Here is a 16,018-nt window from a genome sequence, read left to right as displayed (position 1 = left end):
AGGAAGACTGCGATGAACGCAAACAAGGCCCGCAAGGGCCTGATGGGTCTGGTGGGCACCATCGAGTCCGTGATCGATGGTGTCGGCCGTATTGTGCCCTGGGTGGCGCTGCTCATGATCGGCCTGGTCGCGACCAATGTCGTACTGCGCTACCTGTTCAGCTTCGGCTCGGTCTGGGCGCAGGAGCTGGAGTGGCATCTGTTGGCCGCGCTCATCCTGCTCGGCATGAGCTACGCCCTGCAGCGCGGCGACAACGTGCGGGTTGATCTGTTTTACGCCGGCTATACGCCGCGCCTGAAGTTCGTGGTGGACGTGCTGTCCGTGCTGTTAATGCTGGTGGTGTCCCTGCTCTTCATCAAGCTGTCGCTCAACTATGTGGCGCAGTCCTGGAGCATCAACGAAACTTCGCCCGATCCGGGCGGCATCCCTTGGCGGTGGGCGGTCAAGTCGCTGATTCCCCTGGGGTATGCGCTGGTAGTGCTGCAGTCGGTGGGCGCTCTGCTGCGCCTGTTCCTCGATCGTGGCAAGACGGCACACGAGGCAGCGGACGACCTGGCAAGCGAGACAGGGAAGGGCGGCCATGTTTGAACCGCAGACCTACGCCATCTTCATGCTGGTCGGCTTCTTCGCCCTGCTGATGATCGGCGTGCCGGTGGCCACGACCCTGGCCGTGACAGGTTTCGTCTTTGGCTACCTGGGTTTTGGCGACGGCCTGTTCGCCCTGCTGCCCGCGCGTTTCTACGGCGTGGTGGCGGGTTACCAATGGATGTCGATTCCCTTGTTCGTCTTCATGGGCGTGATGCTGGAGAAGTCGCGCCTGGCCGACGACCTGCTCGATGTGATGGGCCACATCGCCGGCGGTGTGCGCGGCGGCATGGGCGTGGGCATCATCCTGTTCGGCGTGCTGATGGGCGCGACCACGGGCATCGTGGGCGCCACCGTCATCACGCTGGGCCTGCTCACCCTGCCCACGTTGATCAAGCGCGGTTACGACAAGAGCATTGCCGCGGGTGCGATCTGCGCTTCCGGCACGCTGGGGCAGATCATCCCGCCCAGCCTGATCCTGATCCTGCTGTCGGACATCATGCAGCTCTCGGTCGGCACCCTGTTCGCGGCGGCCGTGGGGCCGGGCATGCTGCTGGCGGCGGTCTACATCATCTACCTGCTGGTGCGGGGCTGGATGAACCCGGCGTTGATGCCGCCCATTCCCCAGGACGAGCGCGACGCCGTCTCGCGGGGCGAGCTGTGGAAACGCTTCTGGAAGGTCGTGGTGCCGCCCATCCTGCTGGTGGTGGCGGTGCTGGGTTCCATCGTGGGTGGCATCGCCGCGCCGACGGAAGCGGCGTCCATGGGGGCAGTGGGCGCGATGCTGATCGCGGCCGGAGCCCGACGTCTGACGCTGAAGATGCTCAAGGACGTGGCCTTGGAGACCAGCAAGATCACGGCCATGATGATGCTGATCCTCATGATGGCCCAGGTCTTCGCCCTGGCGTTCCGCGGCCTGCACGGCGAGGACCTGATCTCCGACATGTTCGAGCTGCTGCCCGGCGGCGTGAACAGCGACATCTGGTTCATGATGGCACTGATCTTCGTGCTGGGCTTCTTCATCGAATGGATCGAGATCAGCTACATCGCGGTGCCGCTGTTCATGCCGGTGCTGCTGTCCCAAGGGGTCGACCCGGTCTGGCTGGCCATGCTGATCACGGTCAACCTGCAGTCGTCCTTCCTGACACCGCCTTTTGGCTGGGCTTTGTTCTACCTCAAGGGCGTGGCGCCGCCCGAGGTGACCATCAAGGACATCTACAAGGGCGTGGTGCCCTTCATCGTGATGCAGGCGATCACGCTCGCCATGGTGTTCTTCTACCCGCAGATCGCGCTCTGGTTGCCCAAGGTGATAGGCTGGTGACGCGGGCCCGGTGCTGCGCTGGCTGTGCTCAGGAGCGGCCAGCCAGCGCCGGGAACAGTTGCACCAGGCCGTCGGACATGATCTCCACGGCGATGGCCGCGAGCACCAGGCCCATGAGACGGGTCATCACATTGATGCCGGTCTTGCCCAGCCAGCCCGCGATGCGTTCGGCCAGGGTGAAGCACAGCACCACGACCAGGGCCACGATGGCGCCATAGGCGATCAGCGCGCCGGTCTGCAACACGCCGTGCGCTTTGTCGGCGTAAATCACCACGGTGGACATGGTGGCCGGGCCGGTCAGCAGCGGAATGGTCAGGGGCACCACGGCGATGCTGGCGCGCGCGGCCGAGTCCTGGATCTCGGCGGCGGTGGAGCGGGCCTCGGCCGGCTGGGCGTTCAGCATCGACAACGCCGAGGTCAGCAGCAGCATGCCACCACCGACCTGGAAGCTGGCCAGCGAAATGCCGAAGAAGGCCAGCAGGTGCAGGCCCAGCAGGGCGCTGACCGCGATGACGATGAATACGGTGCGGGCCGCAATCATGATGGTGCGACGGCGCTGCGCAAGCGAATAACCCTCGGTGTAGTGAATGAAGAAGGGCAGCGCGGCCAGCGGGTTGACCACGGCCAGCAAGGTGATGAGGGCTTTGAGGTCCATGGGGCCGGCGCGGGTCTCAGCGCCCTCCTGACACGTCGAGCACGGCGCCGGTGGCGTAGCTGGCTTCGTGCGAGAGCAGCCAGACGATGGCCTGGGCGATCTCCGAGGCCGTGCCGGGCCGCTGCATGGGGATCGCGGACGCCATGCGCTGGGCGCGGTCGGGCTGACCACCGCTGGCGTGGATGTCGGTGTCGATCACGCCGGGGCGTACCGCGTTCACGCGGATGCCCTCGGTGGCCACCTCGCGCGCCAGGCCCAGGGTGAATACATCCACCGCGCCCTTGGCCGCCGCGTAATCCACATACTGACCGGCCCCGCCGAGGCGCGCGGCCACGCTGCTGAGGTTGACGATGACGCCGCCCTTGCCTCCACCATATGTGTCGCCATGCTTCGTGCTCATGCGCTTGACTGCTTCGCGCGAGCACAGCAGGGTGCCAAACACATTGATGGCGAACATGCGCTGCCAACGGGCGAGGCTTTGTTCGTCCACGCGCTGGGTGCTGTCCACGACACCTGCGTTGTTGACCAAGGCCGTCAGCGGCCCCAGTTCCTGGTCGATGCGGGCGTACATGGCCAGCACCTGGGCTTCTTCCGACACGTCGGCCTGCACGGCCAGGGCCTGGCCGCCACCGGCGCGGATGCGTTCCACCACGGAACTGGCCGATGCCGCGTCGGCCGCGTAGTTCACGGCCACGGCATAACCGCGCTGTCCAGCCAGCAGGGCCGTGGCGGCGCCGATGCCGCGGCCGCCGCCGGTCACCAACAGAACTTGTTTCATGTTTTGTCCCCTGCGCATGCGAGGGCGACAAGATACCATTGTCGTGACGCAGCCCGACAACCAGACAGTCAAGGAGTCGACCCATGGGACAGTTCATCGACCTGCAGGCCGCCGATGGCCGATCCATTCCCGCCTACCTGGCGCGTCCCACGGGCAGGGCCAAGGGCGGGCTCGTGGTCGTGCAGGAAATCTTCGGCGTCAACCCGCACATCCGCGAGGTGGCCGAGGGGTATGCGGCGGCCGGTTACCTCGCCATCGCGCCAGCCACCTTCCACCGCGTGCAGCCTGGCGTCGAACTGGGCTACACGGAAGCGGACATGAAGCAGGGCATGGGCCTGAAAGCTGCCGTGGAAGCTCTGCCTCCACCCGGCGTGCTGCAGGATCTGCAGGCAGCGGTGGACCATGCAGCCCGCGAGAGCGGCGGCAAGGTGGGGATGGTTGGTTACTGCTGGGGCGGTCTGCTCACCTGGCGCGCTGCGGGCCGGATCACAGGCCTGAGCGCCGCCGTGCCCTATTACGGCGGTGGCATGACGCAGCCACAGGAGTTGGCGCAGAAGCTGCAGGCGCCCGTGATGGCGCATCTCAGCGACAGGGACAACTACGTGCCCCTGGACGGCGTGGAGGCGCTCAGGAAGGCGCACCCTGACGTGCAGGTCCACCTCTACCCCGCCCACCACGGGTTCAACTGCGACCACCGCGCGGCCTACGATGCCGAGGCGGCTCGGCTGGCCCGCGAGCGCACGTTGGCTTTCCTGGCCGAGCACCTCGCCTGAACGAACACCTGGAGGAGACAGGCCATGAAGCAAACGCTGATCAGGAGCCTGTCGCTGCTGGCGCTGTCGGCCATGTTGGGGCTTGTCCCAGCAGCACGCGCCAACGAAGCGGACTCGGTGGCGGGCTATGCTGGCCCCTTGTTCGACGCGCACCTGCATTACAACGTCGAGGCTTACGAGGGCCCCCATCCGCTGAGTGACGTGCTGGCCCGCATGCGGGCCAGTGGGGTGCGTGCAGTGATCGCCAACAGCCGCCCCAACGAAGGCACCCAGATGCTGGCGCGGGCCCATGCGCAGGACGCGGCGCGCGAGCGCGTCACCGTCGTGCCTTTCATCCGCCTTTACCGCAACCGCATGGACTACGGCACCTGGCACCATGACGAAAGCATCTATGACATGGTGCGGGAAGAGCATGCGCGGGGCACGGCGGCCGGGCCTTACCGGGGCATCGGCGAATTCCATCTGTACGACAGCGCCAACGCCAATGGCCCGGTCGCCAGGAAACTCATGCGCTACGCGCAGCAACATGGCCTGGCCGTGCTGGCGCATGTGGACGACACAGCGGTGGACCTGCTGATGGCCCATGCGCCCCGGGCCCGCCTGATCTGGGCGCACACCGGCATCGGGGGGCCGCCGGCAACGCGGGTGCGGGCGTTGATGGAGAAGTACCCAGGGTTGATGGGCGAGTTGTCCTACCGGCCCGGCCTGGTCTGTTCCGCCACGCGGGGTGAGCGTGGGGGCGCACAGTTGTGCGCCCCATGGCGGGACTTGCTGCTGAAGTTTCCCGACCGATTTCTGATCGGTTCCGACACCTGGATCAACGCCCGCTGGGACAGTTACGGTGAACTGATGCGGGACTACCGCGGTTGGCTGGCCGACCTGCCGCCCGATGTCGCCCGTCGCATTGCCTGGGGCAATGGCGCGGCCTTGTTCCAACTGAGCGAACCCTGATCGAGTCCGCCAAGCCGCACGCCCATGGCTTCCGCCCAGATCCCGCTGTTCCCCTTGCAATCCGTGCTCTATCCGGGCGGCGTGCTGTCGCTGCGCGTGTTCGAGGTGCGTTACCTGGACCTGATCCAGCGCTGCCAAAAGGAAAAGGTGCCTTTTGGCGTGGTCTGCCTGCGCCAGGGCAGCGAGGTGCGGCGCGCGCCCGCGCTTGGCGAGACCGAGCCACCCGTGGAAGTGCTGCACGACATTGGCACGCTGGCGCACATCGAGGTCTTCGAGCGTCCACAGCCCGGCCTGATCCTGATCCAGTGCCGGGGCGGCGCTCGCTTTCAGTTGCAGGGCAGCGAACAGCTGAAGCACGGGCTCTGGGTCGGCGAGGGCCTGCTGCTGGAGGAAGCAGCTGCGGTGCCCGTGCCGGAAGACCTGCGTGCGCTGCGCGACGACTTGCAGCGCCTCTACCGAAGTCTGCAGGCCGACGTGGCTGGCCGTGAGGAGGCCTGGCTGCCGATTCAGCCGCCGCTGCAATGGGACGATTGCGGTTGGCTGGCTTACCGCTGGTGCGATGTGTTGCCCGTGAGCCCGCAACTCAAGCAGAAGTTCCTGGCGGTTGAAAGTCCGCTGCTGCGCCTGGAACTGGTGGGGGACTTGCTCAAGCGACTCAAGGCGGGCTCAGGTCCGCAGTGATGGGGCTCGCGGTTCCGCTCAGCGGCGCTTGCTGTCCAGGTAGCGGTTGCGCCAGAACAGCAGGGCCAGCCCGACAGCGGCGGCGCCCATGATGGCGGCGGCCCACCAGATGCCGCCGCTGTTGTGGATCAGCGGCAGGAAATCGAAGTTCATGCCAAAGAAGCCGGTGATCAGGTTCAGCGGCAGGAAGATCGCCGTCAACGCCGTCAGAGTGCGCATGATGTCGTTGGTGCGGTTGCTCTGCACGCTGAAATGCATCTGTACCGCCGTCTCCGCGCTCTGCTCCAGCCGACGCACATGGTGCACCACGCGCTCAATGTGTTCTAGCACGTCGCGGCTGAGCACAAGTAGCAGTTCGCGCTCTTGCCGGCCGACGGCGTCCGCCGGCATGGCCCAGGTGGTGATGGCGGCAATCCAGTCCTGAATGGCTCCACGCTGGTCCTCGCAGATTTCGTCCAGGTGGTGCAGCGACAAGCGCGCATCAAGCAGCGCGTTCCAATTGTTGAAGCGGGCGCGGGGGCTGAGCAGTTCCGCCTGCCAGTGGTCGAGCTGGCGCGTCAGTTCACGCCGCAGGTCCAGGTAACCGTCCACCATCTGGTTGACGATGCGCAGCATCAGGTCCGGTGGATTGGTCGGCAAGCGGGCACTGCCGCCGCGTGTGTCGGCGGCGGCCATGTGCAATCGCGCGGCGTAGCTGTCGCGCACGGCGCAGTCCGCCGGGTGCACGGTCAGCAGCAGGCGGTCGAACACGGCGAAGCCCACGGGGCTGGTGTCGATGCGGCGCAGCACCGGCGGGCCGCTATGCCGCACGGGTGCGTGCAAGGGTTCGCCGGGGTGCTCCATGTCGGTCTCGCGAAGGCCAGCGGCCAGGCGGCGAAACACCAACAGGTCGTACAAGGAGGTGTAGTCGTAGTGCGAGGGCAGCTGCTTGTTCAGCAGGTCCGTCAGGTGCAGGTCCACCAGTGGCCCGCCGCACAGAGACTGCAGCATGCCCTGTACCTGAGCCTGCATGACCTCGAACTCTCGTCGCGCGCAGGCGACCCACAGAAAGCCGCCTTGCGCGCCGTCCGGCAGCGCCGTGGGCAACTGGTCGCTTTCGGCGACGCCGCCCGGGCCGATGTGGAAGACGCGCATGGTGGTTTGTCCTGCTTCAGGCGCGCAACAGGCGCGCGGCGTCGCGGGCGAAGTAGGTCAGCACGCCGTCCGCGCCCGCGCGCTTGAAGGCCAGCAGGCTCTCCATCATCACCGCGTCGTGCGCCAACCAGCCGTTCTGCGCGGCGGCCTTGAGCATGGCGTATTCGCCGCTGACCTGGTAGGCGAAGGTCGGCACGCGGAATTCGTCCTTCACGCGGCGCACCACGTCCAGATAAGGCATGCCGGGCTTGACCATCACCATGTCCGCGCCCTCGGCGATGTCCATGGCAACTTCCTTCAAGGCCTCGTCGCTGTTGCCCGGGTCCATCTGGTAGACCTTTTTGTCGGCCTTGCCGAGGTTGCCCGCCGAACCCACCGCGTCGCGAAAGGGGCCGTAAAAGGCGCTGGCGTACTTGGCGCTGTAGGCCATGATGCGCGTGTGGATCGCGCCGCTGGCTTCAAGAGCCGTGCGGATGGCGCCGATGCGGCCGTCCATCATGTCGCTCGGCGCCACGATGTCCACGCCGGCTGTGGCCTGGGTCTGGGCTTGTTTGACCAGGACCTCGATGGTTTCGTCGTTCAGGATGTAGCCGGTGTCGTCCAGCAAGCCGTCCTGGCCGTGGCTGGTGTAAGGGTCGAGCGCGACATCCGTCATGACGCCGAGTTCGGGGAAGCGCTGCTTGAGTCCGCGTACCACGCGCGGCACCAGGCCGTTCGGGTTGTAGGCCTCTCGACCATCGGGCGCCTTGAGTGTGGCGTCAATGACGGGGAACAGCGCCATCACCGGAATGCCGAGCCTCACGCAGTCCTCGGCCACGGGGAGCAGCAGGTCCAGGCTCAGACGTTCCACGCCCGGCATGGAGGCAACGGCCTCGCGCCGGTTCTGGCCGTCGAGCACGAACACCGGATAGATGAGGTCATGGGGGCTGAGTGCGTGCTCGCGCACCAAGTTGCGGGTGTAGCTGTCGCGCCGCAGGCGGCGGGGACGGCCCGAGGGATAGGGGGCGTAGGGTGTCATGGGGCGAGTTCGGGAGAAGGAAAAATTGTGCCTCATTCTTTCACCGTGACGCGCTGGCAGTGAAAGCAGCTTGGTACGCAGGTGCGAACGCTTAGCGTGCCAGCATGGTGAGTGGTCGCCGCGAACAGGCATGGATGGGCCCAGGCAGTGCGGGCGCGCGGGCGACATGGAATTGCAACAAACTTGTACCCAGTTGTTGCATTGGGTATTCGTTTTTGCTAGATTAGCGGTCGAGGGCCTTGCGTCCTCCCCGCTTTTCCTCCCTGAGCGGGGCCTTGATGTGTGACAGCAAAAAAGGCTTGCAACCCCGGCTAGCGCCGGGGTTTTTTTTTGCAGCCGCATCGTTGCCGATGGCAAAGTCAGCGACGCGCCACAAGCCGCGAGTTGGCCGCCGCTCCCATGAACTGAAAAAACATGCTCTGGATCAAAGCCCTCCACATCGTCTTCATCGCCGCCTGGTTCGCCGGCCTCTTCTACCTGCCGCGCATCTTCGTGAATCTGGCCCAGGTGTCCGCTGATTCCGTGGCCGAGCGAGACCGTCTGCTGCTGATGGCAGGCAAACTGCTGCGCTTCACCACGCTGCTGGCCGTGCCCGCCCTGGTTTTTGGCCTCTGGCTCTGGTTGGGTTACGGCATAGGCCGGGGGGCCGGCAATGGCTGGATGCATGCCAAGCTGACGGTCGTGTTGCTGGTGCTCGGTTATCACCACGCTTGCGGGGTTTTGCTGCGCAAGTTCCGTCGCGGTGAGAACCGGCGCAGCCATGTGTGGTTCCGCTGGTTCAACGAACTGCCCGTATTGCTGCTGCTGGCCGCCGTGGTGCTGGTCGTGGTCAAGCCTTTCTGAGGCCAGTTGTCCGTCACGCCCACATGATCCGCGCGCCGCACAAGACCTCGGCCTGGCCCCTCGCCGGGATGTACGTCGTGCTCGTGGTGTACGCCAGCCTCTATCCTTTCGAAGGCTGGCGCAACCAGGGGCCGCTGCCCCTGGGGTTCGTGCTGGCGCCTTGGCCCAAGTACTGGACGGCGTTCGATCTGTGGGCCAACGTGCTGGGGTACGCCCCGCTGGGCTTTTTGCTTGCGCTAGGCGCGCTGCGCACGCGCCAAGGCCATGGAGTGGTGGGCTGGGCCGGTTGGGCGGTCGGCGGCGCCACCCTGATTGCCGGTCTGCTGTCCTTGCTGATGGAAGCGGCCCAGGAATACCTGCCCATGCGCGTCGCCTCCAACGTGGATTGGGGCTTGAACACGGTTGGCGCCTGGGGTGGTGCCTTGGCCGCCGCCCTGCTGGAGCGTCTGGGCGCGCTGGACCGCTGGAATCGATTCCGTGCCCGCTGGTTCGTGCCGGAGGCGCGTGGCGCCCTCGTGTTGTTGGCCTTGTGGCCCTGTGCCCTGCTGGCACCCAGTGCCGTTCCGCTGGGCTTGGGGCAGGTCTATGAGCAGACCGAATCCGGCTTGCGCAGTCTGCTGCAAGGCACGCCCTGGCTGAGCTGGTTGCCGCCCTTGCCAAATGTCGGTGTTGATGTGCCGGGCAACGGCTCGGGCGTGGCACCGCTGGCGCCGCTGATGGTGTGGGCCTGCGTGGTGCTGGGTGTGCTGATTCCTTGCCTGCTGGGCTATTGCGCCATTCGGGGCATCAGGCGCAGAGCCTTGTTCTTGCTGGCGTTGCTGGCCGCAGCCCTGGGCGCCAACCTGTTGTCCGCCGCCTTGAGCTACAGCCCGGCGCATGCCTGGGCTTGGCTGAACACGCCCGTGCAGTCGGGGCTGGTGATGGCTGGGCTGTTCGCGTTGTTGCTTCTGCGCCTGCCGGTTCGCGTGGCGGCGGCCTTGCTGCTCGTGCTGCTGGGGGTGTTCCTCAGCCTGATCAACCAGGCGCCGACCGGACCGTATTACGCGCACAACCTGCAGGTGTGGGAACAGGGGCGTTTCATCCGTTTTCACGGGGTGACGCTTTGGTTGGCCCGCCTCTGGCCTTATGCGGTGCTGGCCTATGTACTGGCGCGGGTCTGGCGGCAGCGGCGTGAATGGCAGGATACGCGGCAGGTCGAGGCTGGGCATGGCTTGGGCTGACTTTGATCGCTCGCGACGCGTGGGAGCAGGGCCGGGGTTTACAGGCGGCTCTTAGAATTCCAGTCATGAGCAGCCAGTCCCCGTCATATTTCCGACACCACATCTTTTTTTGCCTCAACCAGCGCGCCAATGGCGAAGCCAGTTGCGGTGACCATCAGGCCGAAGCGGCGTTCGCGCACTGCAAGAAGCAGGTGCATGAAGCCGGCCTCTCCGGCAAGGGGAAGGTGCGTGTCAACAAGGCCGGTTGCCTGGACCGCTGTGCGGGGGGGCCTGTGGCCGTCGTGTATCCCGAGGAGACCTGGTACACCTATGTCGACCTCAAGGACATCGATGAAATCGTCGAATCGCATCTGAAGCAGGGCAAGGTGGTCGAGCGTCTGCGCTTGGCCCCCGAGGTGGGTCGATGAGCGCAGGGGTGAGGGAGGCCAAGCCATGAACGCCCAAACCGAACGCCTGCACATGCAGGGTGCGGCCGGTCGCATCGAGCTGCTGCGCGATAGCCCCGCGCCGGAGTTGTCGCCGCGAGGCGTGGCGGTCATCGCGCACCCCCACCCCTTGTTTGGTGGCACCATGGACAACAAAGTCGTGCAGACCCTGGCGCGCGCGTTTCTGCAATGTGGCTGGCAGACCCTGCGTTTCAATTTCCGGGGTGTAGGGGCCAGCGAGGGCGCGCATGACGAGGGCAAGGGGGAGGTCGAAGACTTCCTGGCCGTGGTCGATCAGTTCGCGCCGGTTTCCGACCCGCGTCCGCTGGCATTGGCTGGGTTTTCCTTTGGCGCTTTCGTGATGAGCCATGCCATGGCGCGCCTCACGCCCCATCGCCCGCTGGAGAAACTGGTGTTCGTGGGTACGGCGGCCAGCCGTTTCCAGGTCGCGGCCGTGCCACCCGAATTGCACGAGCGTGCCCTGGTGCTGCACGGCGAGCACGACGATACCGTGCCTCTGGCGGCTGTGATGGACTGGGCGCGTCCGCAGGTCCTGCCCGTCACCGTGGTGCCAGGTGGCGGCCATTTTTTCCATGGGCAGTTGCCTCTGCTGAAGGGCTTGGTCGTTCGGCATCTGAGTGCCTTGCATCCAGGTGGCTCGGCATGAGGGGCGCGCGAGTTTGGCGCGCTGGCCGGGCGGCAAAGATGGTTTTCTTGGCGCTGCTGCTGGGCAGTGCCTGGATGCGGCCGCCGGAGGCCATCGCGCAGCCGTCCGCGACCACGGCGTTGCAGACGGCGGCGGTGGATGCCTCGGCGCTGTCCGAACCGGTTTCTGCTTCCGGAGCAGACCTGGGCTCCAGCGCGGCTTCGGTGTCGGCGGAGTTGGCGTCCGCGCTCGCGGGGGAGCGAGCCACTGGCGTACAGCCCGCATGGCAGACCTTGGCCCCCCCGTCGCCGGAGCTGGCGGCGCGGGCCTGGCTGTTGCTCGACATGAGCAGTGGTCAGACCCTGGCTGCGAGCAATGCGGACCAAGCCTTGCCGCCAGCCTCGCTCACCAAGCTGATGACCGTCTACTTGGTGTTCGAAGCCTTGCGTGATGGCCGACTGAGCCTCGACCAGGCGCTGCCCATCAGTGAACGGGCCCGGCGCCAACCCGGTTCCCGCATGTTCCTCGAAGCCGGCATGCGCGTGCCGGTGGAAGACCTGATCAAGGGCCTGTTGGTGCAGTCGGGCAATGACGGCGCCCTGGCGCTGGCGGAGGGCGTGGCGGGCAGCATGGAAGCATTTGTTGCGCGAATGAACGACAAGGCGCGGGCCCTGGGTTTGCGGACCACTCATTTCGCTAACCCCACGGGTCTGCCGGTGCCGGGGCAGCAGAGCACGGCGCGCGACCTCGGCGTGCTGGCGCAGCGGTTGCTGCAGGAGTTTCCCGAACACGCCCATTTCCACGGCATTCGCAAGTACCGTTACGCTGGCACGCCGCCCGCGAACGACAGTAACCGCAACCTGCTGCTCTTTCGGGATCCTTCGGTCGATGGCATGAAAACCGGGCATGTCGAGGCCGTGGGCTACTCCATCGTGGCCACGGCCCAGCGGGACTTTCCGCACTTGGGCACGGCGGGCGCGCCGGGACCGCGCAGGCTGCTGGCGGTGGTGCTGGGCGCGGGCAGTGAGCAGGCTCGCGCGGCCGAGGCCCAGCGCCTGCTGAACTGGGGCTACACCGCCTTCGAGGCGGTCAAGCTCTTCGAGGCCAACCAAGCGGTGTTGACGGCCGCCATCTGGAAGGGGCGCGCTGCCGAAGTCCGTCTGGGTCGGCCGCAAGCCATCGTGGTGACGGTGCCTGCGGGCGTGGGCATGCAGCTGCGCATGGATGTGTTGCGGGCCGAACCCTTGATTGCGCCTTTGCGGCAAGGCCAGGCTGCGGCATTGTTACGCATTCGAGAGGGTGAGCGCACGCTCTTTGAAATCCCATTGCTGGCCTTGGATGAAGTGGACGAGGCGGGTCTGATCGGTCAGGCCTGGGACGCCTTGCGGCTTTGGTTTCAGTAGCCCCGGCGGAAGCCGTCATTGGCGCGGTGGGCTTGCCCGCGCGTGGGCTTCCCTGCTACACTCGCGGGCTTTTCGGAATTTCCGAAGGGATTCACGTTTTCGTTTTTCAGGTTGCACTTTCGGGTGCCTCCAACGTTTAGGGACGTTTTTTCAATGCCAACCATCAACCAGCTCGTGCGTCAGGGGCGTGAGGTCGAAACGACCAAGTCCAAGAGCCCCGCGATGCAAAACTCTCCGCAGCGTCGCGGCGTGTGCACCCGCGTGTACACCACGACGCCCAAGAAGCCGAACTCCGCCCTGCGTAAGGTCGCCAAGGTGCGCCTGACCAATGGCTTCGAGGTCATTTCCTACATCGGCGGTGAAGGCCACAACCTGCAGGAGCACTCTGTCGTGCTCGTGCGCGGCGGTCGTGTCAAGGATCTGCCGGGCGTGCGCTACCACATCGTTCGTGGCTCCCTGGATCTGCAGGGTGTGAAGGATCGTAAGCAGGCCCGTTCCAAGTACGGCGCGAAGCGCCCGAAGAAGGCCTGATCGGTTTTCTGAATTTTTCCGGTGCTTGAGTCGTTCCACGCGGGCGAACCAAGCGTAGTGACCCCAAGCTTGTGTTCGAACTGAATTCGGGTGGGTCGAGTAAGTGGGAGTCAGATGGCTCTCGCGGTGCCTGAAAGGGTGCCAACTGAAGCAAACATGAGGTGAAATATGCCGCGTCGTCGCGAAGTCCCTAAACGTGAAATCCTGCCGGATCCGAAGTTCGGCAATGTCGAGCTGTCCAAATTCATGAACGTGATCATGGAAGGCGGCAAAAAGGCGGTCGCCGAGCGCATCATTTATGGTGCCCTCGACACCATCGAACAGAAGACGGGCAAGGACCCGCTGGAACTGTTCACGATCGCCATCAACAATGTGAAGCCCATGGTGGAAGTGAAGTCCCGCCGTGTGGGTGGCGCGAACTACCAGGTGCCCGTGGAAGTCCGCCCGGTGCGTCGCCTGGCCTTGTCCATGCGCTGGATCAAGGAAGCCGCCCGCAAGCGCGGCGAGAAGTCCATGGCCCTGCGCCTGGCCAACGAACTGATCGAGGCCACGGAAGGCCGTGGCGGCGCCATGAAGCGCCGCGATGAAGTGCACCGCATGGCCGAGGCCAACAAGGCCTTCAGCCACTTCCGTTTCTAAGCATCGTTCCCAATCTGACGGATCGGGCCCGCCACGAGCGGGCCTGACTCGTTCAACGAAAGATCATCATGGCACGCAAAACGCCCATCGAACGCTATCGCAACATCGGTATCTCGGCTCACATCGACGCCGGCAAGACCACGACGACCGAGCGTATTCTTTTTTACACCGGTGTGAATCACAAGATCGGCGAAGTGCACGACGGCGCCGCCACCATGGACTGGATGGAGCAGGAGCAGGAGCGCGGCATCACGATCACGTCCGCCGCCACGACCTGTTTCTGGAAGGGCATGGACATGTCCTATCCAGAGCACCGCTTCAACATCATTGACACCCCCGGTCACGTGGACTTCACCATCGAGGTGGAGCGCTCCATGCGCGTGCTGGATGGTGCTTGCATGGTGTATTGCGCCGTGGGTGGCGTGCAGCCCCAATCTGAGACGGTCTGGCGTCAAGCCAACAAGTACAAAGTCCCGCGTCTGGCCTTTGTGAACAAGATGGACCGCACCGGCGCCAACTTCTTCAAGGTCGTGGACCAGATGAAGGTGCGCCTCAAGGCCAACCCCGTGCCGATCGTGATCCCGATCGGCGCCGAGGATAACTTCACCGGCGTGGTGGACCTCATCAAGATGAAGGCCATCATCTGGGACGAAGCGTCCCAGGGCATGAAGTTCGACTACAAAGACATCCCCGCCAACCTGGTGGAAGACGCCAAGAAGTGGCGTGAGGGCATGGTGGAGGCCGCGGCCGAAGCCAGCGAAGAGTTGATGAACAAGTACCTGGAAGAGGGTGACCTCTCCGAGGAAGACATCAAGTTCGGTCTGCGCACGCGCACCATTTCGACCGAAATCCAGCCGATGCTGTGCGGCACCGCCTTCAAGAACAAGGGCGTGCAGCGCATGCTGGACGCCGTGATCGACTTCCTGCCCTCGCCTGTGGACATTCCCCCGGTGGCTGGCACGGACGAAGACGAGAAGGAAACCACCCGTCAGGCCGACGACGGCGAGAAGTTCTCCGCCCTGGCGTTCAAGCTGATGACCGACCCCTTCGTGGGCCAGTTGACCTTCGTGCGCGTCTATTCCGGCGTGCTGACCAAGGGCGACACCGTCTTCAACCCCGTCAAGGGCAAGAAGGAGCGTATCGGCCGTATCGTGCAGATGCACGCCAACAACCGCCAGGAAATCGAGGAAATTCGTGCTGGCGACATCGCCGCCTGCGTGGGTCTGAAGGAAGTGACCACGGGTGAAACCCTGTGCGATCCGGACGCCGTCGTGACGCTGGAGCGCATGGTGTTCCCCGAGCCCGTGATTTCGCAGGCCGTTGAGCCCAAGACCAAGGCCGACCAGGAGAAGATGGGTCTCGCCCTGGGTCGTCTGGCTGCTGAAGATCCGTCCTTCCGCGTGCGCACGGACGAAGAATCCGGTCAGACCATCATTTCGGGCATGGGTGAATTGCACCTCGAAATCATCGTGGACCGCATGAAGCGCGAGTTCGGCGTGGAAGCCAACGTGGGTAAACCGCAAGTGGCCTACCGCGAAACCATCCGCAAGAAGGTCACCGACGTCGAAGGCAAGTTCGTGCGTCAGTCCGGTGGTAAGGGTCAGTACGGTCACGTGGTGTTCACCGTCGAGCCGAACGAAGCCGGCAAGGGCTTCGAATTCGTCGATGCCATCAAGGGTGGCGTGGTGCCGCGTGAATTCATTCCCGCGGTCGAGAAGGGCACCTTGGAGGCGATCAACACGGGCGTGCTGGCGGGCTTCCCGGTGGTGGACGTCAAGGTCACCCTGACCTTTGGCTCCTACCACGACGTGGACTCGAACGAAAACGCGTTCAAGATGGCCGCCATCTTCGGTTTCAAGGAAGGCTGCAAGAAGGCCAACCCCGTCATCCTCGAGCCCATGATGGCCGTGGAAGTCGAGACGCCCGAGGACTACGCCGGCAACGTGATGGGCGACCTGTCATCCCGCCGTGGCATGGTCCAGGGCATGGATGACATGCCTGGTGGTGGCAAGGCCATCAAGGCCGAGGTGCCGCTGTCCGAGATGTTCGGTTACTCGACCACGCTGCGTTCGATGTCGCAAGGTCGTGCCACGTACACCATGGAGTTCAAGCATTACAGCGAAGCTCCGAAGAACGTGGCCGAAGCCATCATCGCGTCGCGCGCGAAATAAGAAGAACCCCCTGAGGCGCTGCGCGCCTTCCCCCTTGAACGCCAACCTGCGGTGGCAAGGGGGACGCAGCCAGTGGCCCGGCAAAGCCGGTTCCACGGCTGCCCCGCTTCAGGCGTTGGCGTGCAAAGGTTTTTGTCTGCGACTGTGTGCCCTTCGTTGCCCGTGGCGAAGGATTCCGCAACACCGTGCAGACGTTAAAGCAACACACGGGCATTGCTCTTTGGAGAATAGAAATGGCAAAGGA

Annotated in this window: 17 protein-coding genes; 13 read left to right on the top strand and 4 right to left on the bottom strand. The window is 64.9% G+C overall.

Translation table 11 applies throughout. The features are described from left to right. Nucleotides 1-12: 12 nt before the first annotated feature. Nucleotides 13-588: a TRAP transporter small permease subunit gene (locus AZ34_RS00795; protein ID WP_051509423.1), complete on the top strand. Its 576-nt coding sequence runs from the start codon at nt 13-15 to the stop codon at nt 586-588. Next, nucleotides 581-1,906 carry a TRAP transporter large permease gene (locus AZ34_RS00790; protein ID WP_035603739.1) on the top strand — a complete coding sequence of 442 codons (1,326 nt, stop codon included), beginning with the start codon at nt 581-583 and terminating at the stop codon, nt 1,904-1,906. Before AZ34_RS00795 ends, AZ34_RS00790 begins: the two co-directional genes overlap by 8 nt. A 28-nt stretch (nt 1,907-1,934) precedes the next feature. Here the strand turns inward: AZ34_RS00790 and AZ34_RS00785 are convergent, their stop codons facing one another. Both AZ34_RS00785 and AZ34_RS00780 read right to left on the bottom strand, forming a co-directional pair. Then, the gene (locus AZ34_RS00785) at nt 1,935-2,561 is read right to left on the bottom strand and encodes a MarC family protein (RefSeq protein WP_035603735.1); all 627 of its coding nucleotides are present in this window, start codon (nt 2,559-2,561) and stop codon (nt 1,935-1,937) included. 16 nt (nt 2,562-2,577) lie between these two features. Further along, a complete protein-coding gene (locus AZ34_RS00780; protein WP_035603732.1) occupies nt 2,578-3,339 on the bottom strand; it encodes an SDR family oxidoreductase in 762 nt (253 codons plus the stop codon). Nucleotides 3,340-3,422: 83 nt separating this feature from the next. Here AZ34_RS00780 and AZ34_RS00775 point away from each other — a divergent pair, with 83 nt between their 5' ends. The 3 genes from AZ34_RS00775 to AZ34_RS00765 are packed head-to-tail and all read left to right on the top strand — an operon-like array spanning nt 3,423 to nt 5,744. Next, on the top strand, nt 3,423-4,112 hold the full coding sequence (locus AZ34_RS00775) for a dienelactone hydrolase family protein (protein ID WP_035603728.1): 690 nt from the start codon (nt 3,423-3,425) through the stop codon (nt 4,110-4,112). 24 nt (nt 4,113-4,136) lie between these two features. After that, nucleotides 4,137-5,063 (top strand): amidohydrolase family protein, encoded by a 927-nt coding sequence (locus AZ34_RS00770; RefSeq protein ID WP_035603724.1) that lies wholly within the window; start codon nt 4,137-4,139, stop codon nt 5,061-5,063. Nucleotides 5,064-5,087: 24 nt separating this feature from the next. After that, complete coding sequence (locus tag AZ34_RS00765; RefSeq protein ID WP_035603721.1) at nt 5,088-5,744, top strand: LON peptidase substrate-binding domain-containing protein; 657 nt, start codon at nt 5,088-5,090, stop codon at nt 5,742-5,744. An 18-nt stretch (nt 5,745-5,762) separates the two neighbouring features. Here AZ34_RS00765 and AZ34_RS00760 read toward each other — a convergent pair whose 3' ends face one another. After that, entirely contained in the window at nt 5,763-6,878 is a 1,116-nt protein-coding gene (locus AZ34_RS00760) for a magnesium transporter CorA family protein (RefSeq protein WP_035603718.1), read from the bottom strand. Nucleotides 6,879-6,894: 16 nt separating this feature from the next. Next, nucleotides 6,895-7,896 carry a porphobilinogen synthase gene (gene hemB / locus AZ34_RS00755; RefSeq protein ID WP_035603716.1) on the bottom strand — a complete coding sequence of 334 codons (1,002 nt, stop codon included), beginning with the start codon at nt 7,894-7,896 and terminating at the stop codon, nt 6,895-6,897. 414 nt (nt 7,897-8,310) lie between these two features. On the opposite strand from hemB, the gene AZ34_RS00750 reads away from it, so the two are divergent. The 8 genes from AZ34_RS00750 (at nt 8,311) to fusA (ending at nt 15,774) form a co-directional block, all read left to right on the top strand. Then, the gene (locus AZ34_RS00750) at nt 8,311-8,739 is read left to right on the top strand and encodes a CopD family protein (RefSeq protein ID WP_035603713.1); all 429 of its coding nucleotides are present in this window, start codon (nt 8,311-8,313) and stop codon (nt 8,737-8,739) included. A gap of 23 nt (nt 8,740-8,762) precedes the next feature. Continuing rightward, nucleotides 8,763-9,959 (top strand): VanZ family protein, encoded by a 1,197-nt coding sequence (locus AZ34_RS00745; protein ID WP_035603710.1) that lies wholly within the window; start codon nt 8,763-8,765, stop codon nt 9,957-9,959. Nucleotides 9,960-10,024: 65 nt separating this feature from the next. Then, entirely contained in the window at nt 10,025-10,366 is a 342-nt protein-coding gene (locus AZ34_RS00740) for a (2Fe-2S) ferredoxin domain-containing protein (RefSeq protein WP_035603707.1), read from the top strand. A 25-nt stretch (nt 10,367-10,391) separates the two neighbouring features. Further along, entirely contained in the window at nt 10,392-11,051 is a 660-nt protein-coding gene (locus tag AZ34_RS00735; protein WP_035603702.1) for an alpha/beta hydrolase, read from the top strand. Between the two features lie 47 nt (nt 11,052-11,098). Then, nucleotides 11,099-12,433, top strand: a complete 1,335-nt coding sequence (locus AZ34_RS00730; protein WP_231495427.1) for a D-alanyl-D-alanine carboxypeptidase family protein — start codon at nt 11,099-11,101, stop codon at nt 12,431-12,433. A gap of 153 nt (nt 12,434-12,586) precedes the next feature. Next, the gene (gene rpsL / locus AZ34_RS00725) at nt 12,587-12,964 is read left to right on the top strand and encodes a 30S ribosomal protein S12 (protein WP_006297701.1); all 378 of its coding nucleotides are present in this window, start codon (nt 12,587-12,589) and stop codon (nt 12,962-12,964) included. A gap of 168 nt (nt 12,965-13,132) precedes the next feature. Continuing rightward, a complete protein-coding gene (gene rpsG, locus AZ34_RS00720) occupies nt 13,133-13,603 on the top strand; it encodes a 30S ribosomal protein S7 (protein ID WP_006297700.1) in 471 nt (156 codons plus the stop codon). Between the two features lie 68 nt (nt 13,604-13,671). After that, nucleotides 13,672-15,774: an elongation factor G gene (gene fusA, locus AZ34_RS00715; protein WP_035603698.1), complete on the top strand. Its 2,103-nt coding sequence runs from the start codon at nt 13,672-13,674 to the stop codon at nt 15,772-15,774. Nucleotides 15,775-16,018: the final 244 nt, after the last annotated feature.

Source organism: Hylemonella gracilis str. Niagara R, from assembly GCF_000600295.1.
In the GTDB taxonomy this organism is placed as follows: Bacteria; Pseudomonadota; Gammaproteobacteria; order Burkholderiales; family Burkholderiaceae_C; genus Hylemonella; species Hylemonella gracilis_A.
This window is presented reverse-complemented; position numbering and strand designations above follow the sequence as displayed.